Here is a 15,992-nt window from a genome sequence, read left to right as displayed (position 1 = left end):
ATCACCACACCATCTCCACGCTCTCCTCGTCCTCGGTCAGCTTGCCGTCCAGGAAGCGACAGAAGTCGTCGAGGCGCGGGTGATCGAACACATCGGAGACCTTGACCTGTACCCCGAACTCGGCGCCGAGCCGGTTCACTATCTGGATGGTCTGCAGGGACTGGCCCCCCAGCTCGAAGAAGTTGTCAGCCGGTCCCATGGTGGCGAGCCCCAGGATCTGCTGCCAGATGACGCCGACCCGGTTCTCGGTCTCGCTGCCGAGGGTCAGGGCTTCACCCCCCGCCTGGTACTGGACCAGCAGGCCCTTGCGATCCAGCTTGTTGGAGCCGGTTCGGGGCAGCTGATCGTAGTGGCGATAGTCGGTGGGGATCATGGCGGCAGGCAGCACCTTGGCGAGCTGCGCCTTGATGACCCGGCTGTCGCGCTCGGAACCGGCCACGAAGGCCACCAGCCGGCGCACGCTGCCCTGGCTGATGCCCTGCACGCAGGCCTCATCCACCCCGGGCAGGGCCAGCAACTGGGCCTCTACCTCGCCGGGCTGGATGCGATAGCCGCTTATCTTGAACTCGTTGTCACGTCGGCCGAGATAGACCAGCCGACCGGCCACCCAGCGCACCCGATCGCCGGTGCGATAGACAGGCAGCAGCTCGGTGCCCACACGCAGGGTGCCGAAGGTGCCCTGCACGCCGCCAACGTAACCGTTGGCGAGTTGCGGGCCGAGCAGCACCAGCTCCCCTTCCCCGGCGGGTTGCTCCCCCGCCCCCAGGATCAGCGCCTGCATGCCGGGCAGCGGCAAGCCGATGGGCAGTTGGGCCTGGGCAGGATCCTCGCTCTGCAGCTCCTGCGTGGTGACCACGACGGTGGTCTCGGTGGGGCCATAGGTGTTGAACAGGCGCACATCGGAGCGCCCCTGACGCTGCCACTGGGCCAGCTGTTCGGGGTAGACCGCCTCGCCGCCGATGATGACGGTGGCCAGGTTGGCCGGAATGTGGGCCTGGCCTGCGCCCAGCGACACCACCCATTCGTTCCAGAACGCGGTGGGGAGGTCGAGGTGGGTGATCCCCATCTCCTCCACCCCGGCCGCGAAGGCCGGCATAGATTCGAGCAGGGCGTCGGTGCGCAGCACCAGGGTGGCACCGGCGCTCAGGGTGGCGAACACCTCCTCGATGCTGGCGTCGAAGTTGAAGGGGGCAAATTGCAGCATGCGCGCCCCCTCCCCCAGGTGATAACGGCAGCGGGCGGCAGCGGCGAAGTGATCCAGGGCGTCGTGGCTGACCGCGACCCCCTTGGGCAGGCCGGTTGATCCCGAGGTGAACATCAGGTAGGCGACGGCGCGGCCCGCGGCCGGCTGGCAGAGGCGATCCCCGCTCACCAGATCCCCGGCCAGCAGGGTGCGGCCTTCGAACAGGCTGGCCAGCTTGTGGCGGTACTCCGCCTGGGTGATGAGGGTCTTGACCTCGCCGATGCGCAGGATGTGACCCTGACGCTCCAGGGGCTGCTCGGGGTCGAGCGGCACATAGACGGCCCCCGCCAGCAGTACCGCCAGCTGGGCAAAGATGGCCTGGGGAGTGCGAGCTAGCATGACCCCGACCCGCTCGCCTGGCTGCACGCCGGCATTTTGCAGGGCCGCGGCCATCTGTTCGGCGCGGGTCAGCAGCGCCTCGTAGCTAAAACGTGCCTCCCCCTGCTCCAGCGCTATCTTGTCCGGGGTCTGGGCCGCGAAGTGGCAGAGGGCATCCAGCACGGGACGCACCTTGATCACTTCCTGGGCCGGCCCGGTGATCAGAGCCTCGGCCCTTTGCTCTGCCAGCCAGTCGGCCTTGAGGGTGCCGAGGGTTTGCGTCGGCTCGGCGAGCCAGCGCCCCAGCAGGGTGAACAGGGTGTCGGCGATGCGCGCCAGATCCGCGGCCTGATAGCAGCCAGGGTTGGCGTCCAGATCCAGCCTCGGCAGACCATCGGCCCCCACCTGCACCTCGATGGTGAGATCTTCCACCGGGCCGGCGCTGATGTTGAGGATATGGGCATTGAGCGGGCCGAAGCGGCGGGCGTGATCGAACGGCATGATGTTGACCAGGGGGCCAAACAGGCGCTTGTCGCCCCCCACCAGGCCAAGGTCGCGGCGCAGCAGCTCGTAGCGATAGTGCTGATGCTTGCGCACCCCGCGTTTGGCCTTGGCCACGGCGCCCGCAGCCTCCAGCAGAGCCATCTCCTCACCGAGTTCAAGGGCCAGGGGGGTGATGTTCATCTGCATGCAGGGGACGGTCAGCGACGCCGAACCGATGCGGTTCATCATCATCAGGCCCAGCAGGGTCTTCTGCTGACCGCTCGCCAGCGCCAGCTGGGCCGAGAGGCCGGCCAACAGCAGATCCGGCCAGCTCAGCTTGTTGTCATCGGCAAAGCCCACCAGGGATTGCCAGAGCGCCGCCGGCAGCGGGCGGCTCTCGCGGATAAACTCGGCGGCGATGGGGGCGCGGGACTCGCTGAAGGATTTCACCTCTGGCCAGTCTTGCAGCTGCTCCTGCCAGAAGGCACGGGCGGTGGCGTTCTTGCCACTCTCTTCCCGGGCCAGCTCTTCTTCCAGCACCTCGTCCAAGAGGCCAAACGGAGACGGCGACAGCCCAGCTCTATTTGCCAAGCCAGGGCCCTCCTGCCCCTCCCCATAGAGCTCGGCGATGCGCTGGAACAGCAAGGTGGTGCCAAAGCCGTCGAGGGCGATGTGGTGCACGCAGCTGTAGAGATAATCCCGCTCGAGCCCACGCAGCAGGGCGAAGCGGCAGGGGGATTCCGTGGTCAGCTCGAACGGGCGGCGCAGATCCGCCCAGGCCCAGGCGCGAGCTTCTGCCTCATCACCACGCGCCAGGTTTATCTCGCCATAGACGGGGGCCAGGGTGTGGCTGACGAAGCAGACCTCATCCCCACTCTCCTCGAAGTGACCCTGCAGGGCTTCACACTCCCCCACCGCCTGAGCGAGGGCCGCGGCCAGTACGGCGCCATCCACCTTGCCATCGAAGGCGATGCACTCGGCTGTGTTGAACATCGCCTTGTCGTCGTTCAGCAGATGACCGGACCAGAGCCCCTGCTGGGGAATGGTCAGAGGGAAGCGGCTCATTGCGCCACCTCCAGGGTATTTTGTTCGGCCAGTTTTTGTTCGATGAGACGCCACCAGCCGTTCAGGGTCGGCTTCTTGGCAAGATCCACGAAACCAAGCTCCACCCCGGCGGTGCGCCATTCGGTGAGCAGGGCCATGATGCGTACCGAGTCGAGGCCATAGTCGATGAGGTTCTCGTCCGCATCGAACTCGTCCTCCTCCTCGTCGATGTGGCTCAGCAGCCGGGCCTTGAGCCCCTCATAGGTTAACAAAGAGTTCAGCAACGGATTCTGCCCTTCGGCTTGACCTGCCTTGGCAACCGCTGCCTTGGCCGCCGGTATGGCCAGCACCTCTTCACAGGGGATCACCTTGCCGCAGCGGGTCGCCACATAGTCCAGCGCCATCTGGTGATCGGCGAGAGAGAAGTCCGCCACCCCGTCCGCCAGGAAGAAAGGCTGGATGTCGCGCATGAAGGCGTCACAGGCGGTCATCATGCAGCCGATGTGACCGTAGATGCCGCCGATGATCAGCTGATCCCGGCCCTGATCTTTCAGCAGTTGTTCAAATTCGGAGCGCTGGAAGGCGCTGTAGCGCCACTTGACCAGCACCACGTCGTCGCTCTCCGGGCGCAGGGGGGCAACCACCTGTTGTTGCTCGGGACGCTTGTTCAGACCCGGGCCCCACATGTCGTTGAGCAGGGCCCTGTCTTCGGGGGCCTGATCCTTGGGCTGGGCGGTGTAGTAGACGGGGATGCCGAGGGCCTTGCAGTGACGGCGCACCGCCACCAGACGTTCGGTCAGGGCGGCGATCAGCGGGCTATTCTCGCCATAAAACGCGGTGAAGTACTCCTGCATGTCGTGAATGAGCAGGGCAGCGCGTTTGGGATCCAGGGTCCAGCTGACCTTGTTGTCCTTCCATTGGCTGGGCATGGCGTAGTTGTTCAGGGTTGGGATAGCCATAACGTCATGATTCCTTTTAGTTTTAAACTGTTGTCATCGGCAGGCTGTCGCCTGCAAGAGAGTGCGCGATGCGTTCGCGCAATCCTTTCTTGTCTATCTTGCCCACCGCCGTCATGGGCAGGGCGTCGAGGATCTCGAAACGATCCGGCAGCTTGAATTCCGCCACCCCGCGCGAGCGCAAGAACTTGCGCAAGGCCAGCGCCTTGAGGCCGGGTTCGGTGGCGACGATGAAGGCGCAGCTCTTCTCCCCCATGGTGCTGTCCGGCATGGAGACCAGGGCCACCTGGGTGATGGCCGGGTGGTGCAGCAGCTGATTTTCAACTTCCTCCGCCGCTATCTTCTCGCCGCCCCGGTTGATCTGATCCTTCTGACGCCCCACCACGGTGAGGTAGCCATCGGCATCCTGTACCACCAGATCGCCCGAGCAGTAGAAGCCATCGGCATCGAACACCCGGGCGTTGTGAGCCGGGCTCTGGTAGTAGCCACGGAAGGTATAGGGACCACGGGTGTGCAGGGCACCGGGCTGCCCCTGGGCAACCGGATTGCCCTCTTCATCCAGCACGCGCACCTCGTCGTCCGGGCTCATGGGGCAACCCTGGGTGTGGACTACCTTCTCGTCCGGATCATCGAGCCGGGTGTAATTCACCAAGCCTTCCGCCATGCCGAACACCTGCTGCAAGCGGCAGCCGAGCAGGGGCGCTATCTTTCTCGCCACCGCTTCACCGAGCTTGGCGCCGCCTACCTGCAACAATGAGAGGCTCGCGAGCTGAGTCCGCACGGACGGGTCGGCCTCGGCGGCCTGCAGCCACAGGCTGACAGCCGGTGGCACCAGGGAGCAGAGGTTGATCTCGTGGCGTGCTATCAACGGGAAGCAGCTGATGGGGCTGGGGTCGTGCGCCAGCACCACGGCGCCCCCTGCGTCGAACACCCCCAGTGCACCGGGGGAACTCAAGGGGAAGTTGTGGGGGGCTGGCAGGGCGCAGAGGTAGCGGGTATGGGGACCGAGCTCGCAGATCTCGTTGCTTCTGCGCACGCTGTAGTAGTAGTCATCGTGAGTGCGGGGAATGAGCTTGGGGGTGCCGGTGCTACCGCCGGAGAGCTGGAAGAAGGCCACCTCGTCCGCCGGGCTCGGGCCAAATGTCACCGGCGCCATCTCATCTTGCGCGGCCAACCAATGGGTCAGCCCCAACTCACCCTCGTCCCCATCCAGCAGCACCAGTTCGGCGCCCATCTGTGTCAGCAGCTCGCTCTCGCGAGCCCCTGTCTCGAACAGAGGATGAGCCAAGGATCCGATGAACAGGCGGGGCTTTATCTGCTCGGCATAGGCGGCAAGCTCCAGCCGATTGTGGCTAAAGAGTGCGTTGACCGGCGCTATGCCGACTTTGAGCAGGGCGAAGAACACCAGATAGAACTCGGCCACGTTCGGCAACTGCACCAGGGCGGTGTCGCCCACCTGGAAGCCATGACGGGCGAGGCACGTCGCCAACCGGGTCGAGCCAGCGTCCAGCTCCCCATAGGTGAAGCTGCGCTCACCGCAGATGACGGCCGTGGCGGCCGGTGCCAACTCGCACTGGCGCGTCAATATGGCGGTCAGTGGCTCGCCCTGCCAATACCCCTTGGCACGGTAAGCTTCGGCCAGCGCGGCTGGCCAGCGGCTATAGGGCAGAAAACGGTGAGTCCTGGTCATAGAGCCACCTCGGTGCCCAGCCCCAGGGCCTTGAGCATGGTGCCGAGCTTGGTACCGGTCTCGGCCCATTCCATGGCGGGATCCGAACCTGCGACTATGCCGGCACCGGCAAACAGCTCCACATGATGGCCATCGAGCACACCGCAGCGGATCACCACGGCCCACTCGCCGTTGCCCTGGCTGTCACACCAGCCGACGATGCCGCTGAACAGGGCGCGCCGGAAGGGTTCCTGCTCGCGGATGAACTGGCGGGCCAGCGCCGTCGGATAACCGCACAGGGCCGGGGTGGGATGGAGCTGGCAGGCCAGGGAGAGCACAGACGCCTGCTCCCCGTGCAACTGGCCCGCGATGGGGGTACCCAGATGCCAGAGGGTATCCGTGCTCATCAGGGAAGGCTCGGCCGGAATGGCCAGCTCACGGCAGTGAGGAGCCAGCACCCGACGGATCTCGTCGATCACCAGCTTGTGCTCGTGCTGATCCTTGCGCGACGCCAGCAGCGCCCGGGCCACCGCCTCATCCTGTGCCGGTTCGCTGCCACGCTTGGCAGAGCCTGCCAGAGGATGGGTGAAGACCTCCCCCTCGCTCACCCGCAGCAGCAATTCAGGGCTCGCACCAAGCAGGCGGCGCTCCTGACCAAGCGGCAGGGAGAAGTGGAAGGCATTGGGGTTCTGGGTCATCAGACGAGCCAGCACTTGCTGGGGATCCGCCGGTCTGCTCAGTTGCAGGGAGAGTTTGCGCGACAGCACGACCTTGGCGAGGTGCCCCTCGGCAAAGGCATCCAGGGCGGAATTCACCGAGGCCTTGAACTCGGCCGCAGCCGGCGTGCTCTGCACCGAGATCACCTGATTGTGCTCGGGCAGGCTGGCTGCCGGGGTATGTCGCTCCCCCCGCTCGTAGCGGCCGGGAACGTAAAGACAAGAGGCTTCGGCGGGATCGAAGGCGAAGGCACCGATGAGCAGCGGGTTGTGCTGACCGGCGGCCTCGGCCGCCCCCAGAGCTTGCACTATCTGACGCTCGAGCAGGGACCATTCACAGGCGGGGGTACTGATGGGTTGGCCGAGCTCAAAGGCGCGAATGCAGCCCTGACTCGAGGTAAACAAGAAATCGGGCGGGGATCCGGCCTCGGCTGGCGCACCATCTTCCATTACTAGAGTATTCACGCTACACCCTCAAAGATGATTCAAAATGATAATCGTTATCAATTGCTTTTGAGCGGCGGTAAAATACTCGTCCCGAAAGAAGCCGGTCAAGGGGATTTTTCGGTGCTAAAACTGGAGTCTGATTGTGGATATTGGCGGGTTCAAGCCAGCACTGGCCTGGCGTGATTGGCCTCACGCGAGTTACTCGGATGACTGCAGATTGCTAGCCCCATATGGGGGATGCGACAGAAACGGGATCCCGGTGCCGGACTGGCGATCGACCCGCTTTGCCCCTAAGATGGCGCCATCACCCGTTGTCGTCCCGTTGATGGAAACCTTTCATGCTCAAGCATCTGTTATTGCTCCCCTTTGCCCTGCTGCTCGCGGCCTGCTCCTCCCTGACCCAGTACAGCGTCAGCGAGAGCGAGATAAACCAGTACCTCAAGGAGAGAGTCGCCTTCCAGAAAGAGATCGGCATCCCGGGGATCATGTCGAGCCGGATCAGTCTGGACGATCTCACCAGCCGCATCGGCCGTACCCGCAGCGACAGAGTTGAACTGGATGCCGCCGGGGATCTGCAAGTCGCCAGCCCTCTTGGCAGCCAGCAGATGAAGGTACGACTCTCTCTGAGTGCCCGGCCGGACTATGTGGCGGATCAGGGCGCCATCTATCTGCGGGACCTGGAACTCATCTCGGTCAAGACAGAGCCGGCCGATGTGGGCGCCGCCCTCACCCCGCTGCTGCCCACGTTCAACCAGTCCCTCTCCCTGTTCCTCTCCCAGACCCCCGTCTATCGGCTGGATGGCAACCGCCAGAACGAGGCCAGGATCAAGGACAAAGTCGAAGCCCTCAAGGTGGAGCCGGGACGCCTGGTGATCCCCTTCAAATTGATGTAATACTCATCGCCGCACCTGCCTTCTCCCCTTCCTCCAAGGTGCGGCTTTTTTCTTCTCAAGCCCCTCCCTTTGGCCCATAATGCACACCATTCTCATTTAGATTTTGAGAATCGTCATAATAAAATCAAACATATGGGTGAAAAGGACATGAGAAAAACCGTACTGGTGCAGGCGATTGCCTGCGCATTGATCGGCACCGCCGCACAGGCCGCCGTCAAGGTCGAGGACAAGACCTTCCACACCGCCGCCAGCATGCTGGCTTACACCGAATTCGAGCTCTCCGGCGAGCCCCTTGCCGAGGCGCTGGGCCTGGATCTGGACGTGCTGGATGCCAACCGCGCCGACGAACCCACCCCCTTCGACTTTGCCTCCGGCATCGAATCCTATGAGTATTCCGAAGAGGCCATGTACGCCCTGAACTATCAGTCCGGCATGGGTCCTCACCTAGTCAACGGGCCGCAAAACCTGGCCCGCGGCGGCACCCTGGCAGACCTTGGCAAGCGCGTGCTGGCCATGGCCGAGGCCGTCGGCTTCCCCGCCGACGAAGTGCCGCAAGGCATGTATCCTCTCTCCCTGCCCTACGCCTCCGCCAACCCAGAATTTGCCCAGGCGGTCAACACCACCCCGGTCAACGGCGATCAGGTCACCATCAAGACCGCCAAGGGCGTCGAGAAAGCGGTCAAGACCCAGGTTCCCGCCTATTTCCGTGACTACGCCACCCTGCGCTGGAGCGGCTCCGACAACCTGCTGAACCCGGCGGCCGTGGGCGGCATTCTGCTCAAGGAAGTAATGTGGTCCCAGGACTTCCTCGGCGGCATGCACGTGGCCGAGAGCGATGAAGAAGTGGAAGCGGCCTCATCCACCATGGATCAGGATGGCAAGCACAAGCTCGGCGTCTCCGCGGCCGACGGCTTCAACGGCATGATGCTGACCGAGCAGTCCATCGACAAGCTGAGCATCCTGCAGAGTCAGCTTGGCTTTGACGGCAAGCAGCTCGGCGCCAAGATAAGCCCCCAGTACGATCCGGCCAAGGGCGTGGTCTACTTCCCCCATCAGGTGAAAGTGACCGAGACCACCAAGAACGAGGTGGGTGCCATCGGCAAACTGGATGTGGTGGATGGTTCCGCTCAACTGCGGGATGCCTGGATGCTGCTCTGGCCCCTGTCCGAGTTCTATGCCTTCAGCGATCAGCGCAGCGCCAACACCAACCAGAACCCAGCCTTCCACGCCGTGTTTGACGGTGCCCCCTTCGCCGCAGCACCGGCCGCCAACAAGAGTAGCGACGCCGCCAAGCTGGTCGCCGGTGACGATGCCTTCTCCCTGGCCCTGAACCTCTCCGGTATGGTGTTCAAGAACCTCAATGCCCTGCACTTCGATGCCAAGGCCGGTACCCTGGTGGACAGCTGGCAGGCCGGCAAACAGGGCAAGCACGTCACGACCTTCGACGCCGCCTACAGCCTGGTCGCCCTGCAGATCTTCCAGCGCGCCCAGGATGCGCTGCCGGTCGGCTACGCCGCCGGTGACAACGGCGAGTTGAACCTCAAGACCGCCCAGGGCCAGCAGGCTCTCGCGATCGTCCGCCAGCAGGCCGACTTCCTGCTCGCCCAGCTCAAGGGCAAGAACGGTCTGCTGCACGACGGTCTTACTCTTGGTGGCAAGGCTGATGCGGGTCAGTCCATCGAGACCCAGTTCGCCGCCATCCGTGGCCTGACCGCAGCCTTCCTGGCTACCTCGGACGCCAAGTACCGTACTGCTGCGCGCGATCTCTTCATCGCTACCGACAAGGCCTTCTTCAACGTCAAGGCCGGCACCTGGCTCGCGGACAAGCAGGGTGAATACACCCCCTGGACCCAGGCCGCCATCTCCGGCGCCCTGCGCTCCGCCATGCTGAACCTGCGCAACGAAGGCGCCGAGAAGGCACCCGAGCTGGAGCTGGCCCATCTCACGCAACGTTATGTGAGCTGGTTCCGCGGCACCGTCAACGGCGGCATGCAGATGGCCGAGTGGATCGGTGATTCCGGTGAAAACGTCATCGACGGCGCCAGCCATGACACCGACGAAGATGGCGTTCCGCAAGTGACCGCCGCCGGTGGCAAGCACGGCACCGCCATGGTGATGGCCGGCAAGGCCGTCGTGAGCGAATAACGCATCAGCAAACGGGTCAGCCGCTGACCCATGAAAAAGGGAGCCCTCGCGGCTCCCTTTTGTTTTGCTTCGTTTTGCTGATCGGGCCTCGATTACCCCAGCTTGGCCAGCATCTCCTTGGTCACCAGTACGATGCCCTGCTCCGAGCGGTAGAAGCGGCGATTATCCTCATCCGCGTTCTCCCCCACCACCAGGCCATCCGGCAGCTTGCAGCCCTTGTCCACCACCACCCGACGCAGACGACAACCGGCGCCTATCTCGACCCCGGGGAAGATGATGGCCTGATCCAGGGTACAGAAGGAGTGCACCCGCACATTGGTGAAGAGCACCGAGTTCAGTACGAAGGAGCCACTGACGATGGAGCCGCCGGCGAACATGGAGTTGATGGTCATGCCGTGCTGGCCGTTTCTGTCCTGCACGAACTTGGCGGGAGGGGCCATGTTCTGACTGGTCCAGATGGGCCAGTTCTCGTCATAGATGTCGAGCTCGGGCACCACGGAGGCGAGATCCATGTTCGCCTCCCAGAACGAATCCAGGGTTCCCACATCGCGCCAGTAGGGTTTCACCCCCTCCTTGGCCCCCACGCAGGACATGCTGAAGGGGTGGGCGAATGCCTTGCCCTCCCCCACGATACGCGGGATCACGTCCATGCCAAAGTCATGCTTGGACTCCTGGTTGTGGATGTCCTCCTCCAGCAGCTGATAGAGATACTCCGCCTCGAAGATGTAAATCCCCATGGAGGCGAGGGAGAGGTCATCGCGCCCCGGCATGGCGGGCGGGTTGGCCGGTTTCTCCACGAAGGCGCGGATCTTGCGCTGCTCGTCGATGTCCATCACCCCGAAGGCGGAGGCTTCACAGCGCGGTACCTCGATGCAGGCCACGGTCACCTTGGCGCCGAGGCGCACATGATCGAGCAGCATGGCGGCATAGTCCATCTTGTAGATGTGATCCCCCGCCAGCACGACGATGTACTTGGGGCCGTAGTCACGGATGATGTCGACGTTCTGATAGATGGCATCGGCGGTACCGCGATACCAGTGCACCTCGTCCACCCGTTGCTGGGCGGGCAGAAGATCGATGAACTCGTTCATCTGGTAGCGCAGGAAGGACCAGCCCGATTGCAGGTGGCGCAACAGGCTGTGGGACTTGTACTGGGTGACCACACCCACCCGGCGAATACCGGAGTTGATGCAGTTGGAGAGCACGAAATCGATGATGCGGAACTTGCCACCAAAGTGGACCGCCGGCTTGGCGCGGTTGTCGGTCAGCTGCTTCAGGCGACTCCCTCGCCCCCCCGCGAGCACCAAGGCCATACTCTGATTCAATAACTGCCGTGCTTTGGCTGTGTTGACGGGTTCTAGTTGCATAAATACCTCGGCCTGGTTGCTGCTGTTTTCATCCCATATTCACCTTTTTTAGCCGTTATGAAAGTGTTTTCAATCACATTTAATGGGATTGCAACCCCCATTCCATGGGGGCTGACAAGCCCATCAGTACTATGCTCACCACATGGTTAGAATTGATCCACGACGACTTCATCAAGGACCCGCCGATGTCAAACAAGTCTGGGAGGACGCTGCTGCTGGTCGGCGCCATGGCCACCCTGCCGCTGCTGATGCTGCAAGGAGTCTTGCTGGCGCCCCCCATCCCGCCGCTCACCCTGCTGCTGGTCATGCTGTGTACTGTGGTTGGCTTCTTCCTGCTGCTCTATCTCACCCATCGCCTGCACAAGGTAGAGCTGGAGCGATGGGAGCAGCGCTGGCTGCAGGCACTGCAACTGCGGGACCCCACCAGACTGGATAGCCCCCATGCCAGGCTGGCCCTGCAACAGCTGCTCGCCAGCTTCAACAACGCCGAGGAAGAGGCCCGCCGCCAGATCACCGAACTCTATTCCCTGGCCACCCGGGATGAGATGACTCAGCTTGGCAACCGTCACGCCTTCCGCCGGGATCTGACCGAATGGTTGCAACAAGAGGAGTCCCAGACCTCGATCCTGGTGCTGATCCGCGCCACCGAGCTGGGCCGGCTCAATGCCCAATATGGCTTCCAGTCCGGGGATGCCTACATCAAGGACATCGCCACCCTCATCCATCTGGTGATCAACCGCTTTCAGGGGCAGCGTGTCTATCGCATCTCGGGCTCCGACTTTGCGGTGCTGCTCCCCGCCGACGCCAACATTCCCCCCCATCTGCTGGGTCAGGAGTTCAAGCGGGCCTTCGACCACTACCATAGGGAGCGGGAGCTGGAGAACGTGGCCTATGCGGGGATCACCCTGTTATCCCGCAGCCAGAACATTGAGGCAATCCTCTCCCGCGCCGATCTCGCCCTGGCCCGGGCCCAGACCGAAACCGTCAACGGCTGGGCCATCCAGCAGCATGATCACGCCAGTCTCCACGGCCAGCAACACTGGAGAAGCGTGCTGGATGAACTGCTGTCGCAACCGGATCGCATCATCCTTAACTACCAGCCGATCCAGGCACTCAACCGGGACATGGTGCCCTACCAGCAGGTCTTCGCCCGTTTCAGCAGCCGGGAAGGCATACAGTTTCCCACCGATACCCTGTTTGCCATGGCGCAGCGGCTGGACATGCTGATGCGTCTCGAGCAGATGCTGATCACCCACGTCATCCGCCACTATCGCACCTTCGATCAACAATCCCATCGCTGGGGGATCAACCTCTCCAGCGCTCTGTTGCAAAATAGCGCCTTCCTGATCTGGTTCGATCACCAGTTGCAAAAAGATGGAAACATCAGCGCCAACCTGGTCTTCGCTCTGGACGAAGATCAGCTCAAACACAACCTGGCCGGCGGCAAGCGACTGTTTGAGCTGCTGCGGCGCCAGGGCAGCCGCTCCGCCATTCGCAACTTCGGCAAGGGGATGGACTCCTTCACCCTGCTTCATGAGCTCAGACCGGATTACGTGAAGCTGGATCCCCTGCTGCTCGGAACCCTGGAGCGTGACATCACCAATCAGCAGTTTGTGCAGATGATCGTCGACATGTGCCATCGCATGGACTGCCTGGTGATCGCGGAAGGGGTAGAAGAGGTGGCGCAGAAAGAGCTGCTGCAAGGCATGTATGCGGATGGGTTGCAGGGAGGGCTCATCGCCAGGCCCCAGGAGCTGAGGCCGGATAGCAGTTATCAGGGACTGTTTACTGGGGACGTTTCAACTTCAACAAGGTCAGTATGATGTCGTTGAGCTGGCGGTACCGCTCCAGTTCCTTCTGATCGTAACGGGTCGCCAGCATGGTGGGATTATGGCGATTCTTGAGGTAGCGGTTGATCTGCAGGCGGTTGAAACCGGCCACCTTGTAGACCTGCCCCAGCAGCACGTTGAGTTCCTCGTCATCCAGTCCGGCCTTGGCCAGATAATCCTCCTGGGCCGGGCTCTCCAGCTGGCAGCTCTGCTTGTCTATCTGTCCCGTCTCCTGCAGATAGGCGAGCCACTGTTCCACATAGAGCGGCTTGCAGCCCGCCAGCAGATTGAAATAGCCCACTGCATCGCAGCGGCAGCCCCCCAGCAGTACCAGCGCCAGCTCATCGCTGTCGCAGCAAAAGGTCACAGGCCCGCTCTGGGTCCAGTCCAGCGCCTGCACCCGGATCTCCGCATGTGCTCCCGCCCCCGTGGTCACGTCAAAGACAAACATGGCACCTCCTGACTGGCAAAGGATTGATGATGGCCCATCCCGTCCCCCGATCCAAGCCAATTCGCCCTTTCATGCCGATCCCACCCCCATTCCCATAAAAAACCGGCAGCCTCGCGGCTGCCGGTCCTTAATCCATCGAAGGCCTGGGCCTCAATGCAGTACGGTTCAGGCGTCCAGTTCCACCAGCGCTTTGGCAAGCTCGATGGGTTCGAGTTCCTGACCTTCCAGATCCGCGTTCCAGTTCGGACCGACCAGCACATCGTCGTCATCCAGATCGTTGATCCAGATGTCGAGAAACTCTTCCAGTTCGATCACCTCAGGTTCGTAGTCTGCCCACTCATCCACACAGTGCAGACGGGCATCCCCTTCGGCGGACCAGAGCGGCATCACGTCCGCATCTTCGAACTCGGCGGAGCGGCATACTACCCAGTCTTCCCCGTAGCGCAGACCCCATACCTGACCCGACTCACGGACTTCTTCGATAAACAGCTGGAAATTGGCGTCAAGATTGTCAGTTAATTTGCTCATGGGATCTCTCTCTTGCAGGCAATGGCAGGCAGTCGACCAGCGTGGCCGATAATGGGGCTGATGGTGTCCCAAAAGCCCCCCGGACTCAAGTCAAATCCCCAAAAAGCAGGGGATAAAGCCCATCAGGTGCGATATTGCGCGACAAGGGCCCCCAATTCGTCGCAGGAGTGGGCCAATTTGCCCGCCGCCTGCTCCGTCAACCGGTTCTGGGCCAGGGCGTCCGCCGCCAGGGTCGTGATCGCCACCAGCCGCTGGTTTATCTCCTCCGCCGCCTGGCTCTGCTGCGCCGCCGCGCTGGCTATCTGACTATTCATGGCGGTGATGGTGTGCACGGATCCATCGATGGCATTGATGGCCCCATCGGCATCCCCGGCCTTGTCCGCCGTGGTGCGGGAGAGCTGCTGCAACTGGGTAATTCCGTGCACGGCCTTGCCCGCCCCCTCCTGCAGGCGCTGGATCATCTGCCGGATCTCGTCGGTGGAGCTGTGGGTGCGGGTCGCCAGGGTGCGCACTTCATCGGCCACCACCGCGAAGCCGCGCCCCTGCTCTCCGGCCCGGGCCGCCTCGATGGCGGCATTGAGCGCCAAGAGGTTGGTCTGCTCGGCCACCCCGCGGATGACGTCGAGCACCGAGCCAATCTGCTGGGTCTCCTGCTCCAGCTGGCTCACCGCCTGTACCGTATCGGCCATCTCATCGGCCAGCTGGCTGATGGTGGCAATGGTCTGGGCCACAACCTCGCGGCCATGGCGGGCAAGATCCAGGGCGGCATCCGCCGCCTCTGCCGCATCGGCCGCATGTTGGCCCACTTCACGACTGCTCACCGTCATCTGTTCCATGGCGCTGGCCACCCGCAAGGTATCCTGTTCCTGTCCAGTGACGATGGTGCCGGTGCGATCGACCACCTGCTCCAGCTGATGGGCCTGCTCCCGGTTCTGGGCGGCGATCTGCTGGCTGCGTCCCACCAGTTGCGCCATCTGGCCAGCAAACTGGTTGAAATTGGCCGACAGCTGACTCAGTTCATCCCGGCCACGCTCCGGTAGGCGGAATCGCAAGTCTCCCTCCCCTCGCGCGATATTGCCAAGGGCTGATACCGATTGGGAAAGCGGCACCACTATGCTGCGCACGATGAGCCCCACCACTACAAACAACAGGATGGCGAGCACAAGTCCGATGCCGAGCAGGGTTCGCAGCACCTCCTGGTACTGGGCCTCCACGTCGTCCACATAGATGCCTGTGCCGATGATCCAGTCCCAGGGCGCAAATCGCTTGATGTAGGAGATCTTGCGCACCGGCTCCTCCACCCCGGGTTTGGGCCAGTAGTAGGCGAGTTCCCCCGCCCCTTGCGCCTTGGCGAGATCGGCGAAGGCCACGAACAGCTTGAGCCCCTGCTTGTCCTCCACGCCGGAGAGATCCTTGCCGTCCAGCTCCGGCTTCATGGGGTGCATCACCATGGTGGGGTGGCTGTCGTTGATCCAGAAGTAGTCGTCCTGGCCGTAACGCAGCCCCTTGAGCAGCGCCAGCGCCTGGACCTTGGCATCCGCCTCGCCGAGCTCGCCACGCTGCACTCTCGCCTCGAACTGCGCCACCAAGCTGTAGGCCGTCTCGACCTGGGCCCGGGTCTGGCGGCTCTTCTCCCCCATCAATCCCTGCTGGTAGATCTGCAGACAGGAAAAGAGCAAGAGTCCGAGCAGGACCAGCACCATCAGGGTCACCAGCGACAGGCGTCGACCGATACTCCATTCTCTCAACATAAGCCCACCTCATACCGCTACATATTGTTAACAAGGTATGATGCGGCAGCGCTGACTGTCCACGACGACCGCAATGCCGCTGTCAAAAACATGATCCAGCCCCAAAATGCACGAAGGCGCCCGCAGGCGCCTTCGTCTTTTAGTCTAAACAG

The 15,992-nt window shown here is 62.9% G+C and carries 11 protein-coding genes; 3 read left to right on the top strand and 8 right to left on the bottom strand.

Going from position 1 to position 15,992, the window contains the following annotated elements; translation table 11 throughout:
* Window position 1: 1 nt before the first annotated feature.
* Genes amoF through VZC39_RS08490 form a run of 4 tightly spaced genes read right to left on the bottom strand, consistent with a single transcriptional unit; the run spans window position 2 to window position 6,879 of the window.
* Window positions 2-3,109, bottom strand: a complete 3,108-nt coding sequence (gene amoF, locus VZC39_RS08505) for an amonabactin biosynthesis non-ribosomal peptide synthetase AmoF (protein ID WP_434667520.1) — start codon at window positions 3,107-3,109, stop codon at window positions 2-4.
* On the bottom strand, window positions 3,106-4,047 hold the full coding sequence (locus VZC39_RS08500) for an isochorismatase family protein (RefSeq protein WP_434667517.1): 942 nt from the start codon (window positions 4,045-4,047) through the stop codon (window positions 3,106-3,108). Before VZC39_RS08500 ends, amoF begins: the two co-directional genes overlap by 4 nt.
* Before the next feature lie 22 nt (window positions 4,048-4,069).
* Window positions 4,070-5,734, bottom strand: a complete 1,665-nt coding sequence (locus VZC39_RS08495; RefSeq protein ID WP_434667514.1) for a (2,3-dihydroxybenzoyl)adenylate synthase — start codon at window positions 5,732-5,734, stop codon at window positions 4,070-4,072.
* Window positions 5,731-6,879 carry an isochorismate synthase gene (locus VZC39_RS08490; RefSeq protein ID WP_434668427.1) on the bottom strand — a complete coding sequence of 383 codons (1,149 nt, stop codon included), beginning with the start codon at window positions 6,877-6,879 and terminating at the stop codon, window positions 5,731-5,733. The genes VZC39_RS08495 and VZC39_RS08490 overlap by 4 nt, the downstream gene beginning before the upstream one ends.
* Window positions 6,880-7,214: 335 nt before the next feature.
* Here VZC39_RS08490 and VZC39_RS08485 point away from each other — a divergent pair, with 335 nt between their 5' ends.
* On the top strand, window positions 7,215-7,769 hold the full coding sequence (locus VZC39_RS08485) for a lipoprotein (protein WP_349921960.1): 555 nt from the start codon (window positions 7,215-7,217) through the stop codon (window positions 7,767-7,769).
* A 147-nt stretch (window positions 7,770-7,916) separates the two neighbouring features.
* The gene (locus tag VZC39_RS08480; protein WP_349921959.1) at window positions 7,917-9,914 is read left to right on the top strand and encodes a hypothetical protein; all 1,998 of its coding nucleotides are present in this window, start codon (window positions 7,917-7,919) and stop codon (window positions 9,912-9,914) included.
* Between the two features lie 92 nt (window positions 9,915-10,006).
* On the opposite strand, the gene glgC is transcribed toward VZC39_RS08480, so the two are convergent.
* On the bottom strand, window positions 10,007-11,281 hold the full coding sequence (glgC, locus tag VZC39_RS08475; RefSeq protein ID WP_349921958.1) for a glucose-1-phosphate adenylyltransferase: 1,275 nt from the start codon (window positions 11,279-11,281) through the stop codon (window positions 10,007-10,009).
* A 185-nt stretch (window positions 11,282-11,466) separates the two neighbouring features.
* On the opposite strand from glgC, the gene VZC39_RS08470 reads away from it, so the two are divergent.
* Window positions 11,467-13,104 carry an EAL domain-containing protein gene (locus VZC39_RS08470; RefSeq protein ID WP_349921957.1) on the top strand — a complete coding sequence of 546 codons (1,638 nt, stop codon included), beginning with the start codon at window positions 11,467-11,469 and terminating at the stop codon, window positions 13,102-13,104.
* Here VZC39_RS08470 and VZC39_RS08465 read toward each other — a convergent pair.
* The 3 genes from VZC39_RS08465 to VZC39_RS08455 all read right to left on the bottom strand — a co-directional run bounded on the left by VZC39_RS08465 (window position 13,067) and on the right by VZC39_RS08455 (window position 15,840).
* Window positions 13,067-13,561 (bottom strand): hypothetical protein, encoded by a 495-nt coding sequence (locus tag VZC39_RS08465; RefSeq protein WP_349921955.1) that lies wholly within the window; start codon window positions 13,559-13,561, stop codon window positions 13,067-13,069. The two genes, VZC39_RS08470 and VZC39_RS08465, sit on opposite strands and share 38 nt — an antisense overlap.
* Before the next feature lie 165 nt (window positions 13,562-13,726).
* Window positions 13,727-14,089, bottom strand: a complete 363-nt coding sequence (locus VZC39_RS08460; protein WP_100861710.1) for a DUF2750 domain-containing protein — start codon at window positions 14,087-14,089, stop codon at window positions 13,727-13,729.
* A gap of 122 nt (window positions 14,090-14,211) precedes the next feature.
* The gene (locus VZC39_RS08455; RefSeq protein ID WP_434667508.1) at window positions 14,212-15,840 is read right to left on the bottom strand and encodes a methyl-accepting chemotaxis protein; all 1,629 of its coding nucleotides are present in this window, start codon (window positions 15,838-15,840) and stop codon (window positions 14,212-14,214) included.
* Window positions 15,841-15,992 lie beyond the last annotated feature (152 nt).

The sequence above is a fragment of the Aeromonas sp. NJAU223 genome (assembly GCF_051125555.1).
Classification (GTDB): Bacteria; Pseudomonadota; Gammaproteobacteria; order Enterobacterales; family Aeromonadaceae; genus Aeromonas; species Aeromonas veronii_G.
The sequence above is the reverse complement of the archived record's forward strand: the minus strand, read 5'-3'. Positions and strand labels throughout refer to the sequence as shown.

Coding starts and splice junctions, on each gene's coding strand:
- amoF (WP_434667520.1), bottom strand. CDS start 3,109: ATGAGCCGCTTCCCTCTGACCATTCCCCAGCAGGGGCTCTGGTCCGGT.
- VZC39_RS08500 (WP_434667517.1), bottom strand. CDS start 4,047: ATGGCTATCCCAACCCTGAACAACTACGCCATGCCCAGCCAATGGAAG.
- VZC39_RS08495 (WP_434667514.1), bottom strand. CDS start 5,734: ATGACCAGGACTCACCGTTTTCTGCCCTATAGCCGCTGGCCAGCCGCG.
- VZC39_RS08490 (WP_434668427.1), bottom strand. CDS start 6,879: ATGGAAGATGGTGCGCCAGCCGAGGCCGGATCCCCGCCCGATTTCTTG.
- VZC39_RS08485 (WP_349921960.1), top strand. CDS start 7,215: ATGCTCAAGCATCTGTTATTGCTCCCCTTTGCCCTGCTGCTCGCGGCC.
- VZC39_RS08480 (WP_349921959.1), top strand. CDS start 7,917: ATGAGAAAAACCGTACTGGTGCAGGCGATTGCCTGCGCATTGATCGGC.
- glgC (WP_349921958.1), bottom strand. CDS start 11,281: ATGCAACTAGAACCCGTCAACACAGCCAAAGCACGGCAGTTATTGAAT.
- VZC39_RS08470 (WP_349921957.1), top strand. CDS start 11,467: ATGTCAAACAAGTCTGGGAGGACGCTGCTGCTGGTCGGCGCCATGGCC.
- VZC39_RS08465 (WP_349921955.1), bottom strand. CDS start 13,561: ATGTTTGTCTTTGACGTGACCACGGGGGCGGGAGCACATGCGGAGATC.
- VZC39_RS08460 (WP_100861710.1), bottom strand. CDS start 14,089: ATGAGCAAATTAACTGACAATCTTGACGCCAATTTCCAGCTGTTTATC.
- VZC39_RS08455 (WP_434667508.1), bottom strand. CDS start 15,840: ATGTTGAGAGAATGGAGTATCGGTCGACGCCTGTCGCTGGTGACCCTG.